General features: G+C 64.9%; 1 protein-coding gene. It reads right to left on the reverse strand.

Annotation, left to right across the window (positions count from 1 at the left end):
• Positions 1-93: 93 nt before the first annotated feature.
• The gene (locus ACFU99_RS43305) at positions 94-792 is read right to left on the reverse strand and encodes a LuxR C-terminal-related transcriptional regulator (RefSeq protein WP_384404200.1); all 699 of its coding nucleotides are present in this window, start codon (positions 790-792) and stop codon (positions 94-96) included.
• Between the last annotated feature and the right edge of the window lie 689 nt (positions 793-1,481).

Genomic DNA, 1,481 nt, shown 5'->3' on the forward strand with positions numbered 1-1,481 from the left:
GGTCGGACCGCTCCCCCGCTTTTCGGCGGGGGACGGACCGGCCGGGGCGTCCGCGTTCCGGCTCGGGGAGATCTACCGCGGGGCCGGGAGGCTTCAGGACCAGGAAGGGACGCTGAAGGCGCCGGCCCGCGGCGCCGGCGGGCCGCTCCTGCCGCGGGGCGGGGTGACGATCAGCACCGACTTGGCCTTGTTCACCGCGTCGATTCTGGAGACGGCGCCCAGCTTGTCGAAGATATTGCGGAGATGGCGCTTCACCGTCGCTTCGGTGATCTCCAGCCGGGAGGCGATCTGCCCGTTGCTCATGCCCTGCGCCACATTCTCGATGATCTGTAATTCCCGTGCGGAAAGCCGCGGCCCGTCTTGGTCGCGGGCGGCCACCAGGCTTTCGGTGGGCAGGGAGAGCACGATTTGATCGGGGTGGATGACCACGCTGCGAATGGCGGTGATGACCTCTTCCCGCATGACGTTCTTGGCGAGGAAGGCGCTCACTCGCAGCCGCAGGGCCTCCCGGACGAGCGCCGGGTGGTTGCAGGACGTCAGCACGATGCACCGTGAATTCGGCGAGACCCTTTTCATCTCGGCGAGCATCGACACAATTCCGCCCGCATCCGGGCCGTCCAGCAGAATGACGTCCGGCCGCTTCTCCGCGGCAATGCGTATCGCCGTCTCACTGTCGGCGATGCCGCCGACGACCTCGATATCGAGCTCTTTGGCCAGCACTTCGCACAACGTTTCCCGGAGCAGCCCCTGATCGTCCACCACCAGGACCGTAATCGCGCTATTGATCGCCACTTTCTCCCCGCCACCAATCTTCCCGGTCCGTCCCCGCACAGCACCAGCGCGAGCATCTTGTTCGAACAGCACACCGGTCGTCAAGCGATCCCGTCGGACCACTTTCAACTACCGTGAATGCCTTGGGCCACCGGCGGTCCGGTTCCCCGAGAAAGAAAAGTCAGTCGCAATCAATTCGAAGTGCGGCCCCCCACCAAACGCACAACCCAACAGCGGTAAGGGTATCCATACCCCCACCCTGCGCCGCATATTCGCCGCGCTTCGAACGTCCCCAAGGAGATCTCAAACACAACGCGAGAGTCAAGCCCCGCGCCGGGAATCCGCAATCGGAAACTCCCTGCTCACGCCAGGCGGCCGGCCCTCGGATCCTACGCGCCCCGGATGGTGCGACCAGTCACCCGTCCCACCCCCGGACCGCGAATACCCTGTCCGATTTGACGCATTTTGTTATTCCGTTCCGAACGGAACTGGTGTATAAGCCCCCGAGGGTGGAGACGCCGCCTCTAATCCGGCTCCAAGCAACCGCGAAGTCCGCATGGGAGCGTTCCCCCGAACGGCAGGTCCGTACCGCTCCGCGACTCACCCGGAAGGCCATATCTCGCGGGTACGGGAGCCGTTACCAAAATCCATTGCGGCGAACCGCCCATTCGACGAATTATGTGCGGCCCGGACGCACGACAGCGCCCGGC

This window comes from Streptomyces sp. NPDC057654 (assembly GCF_042800135.1).
GTDB lineage: Bacteria > Actinomycetota > Actinomycetes > Streptomycetales > Streptomycetaceae > Streptomyces.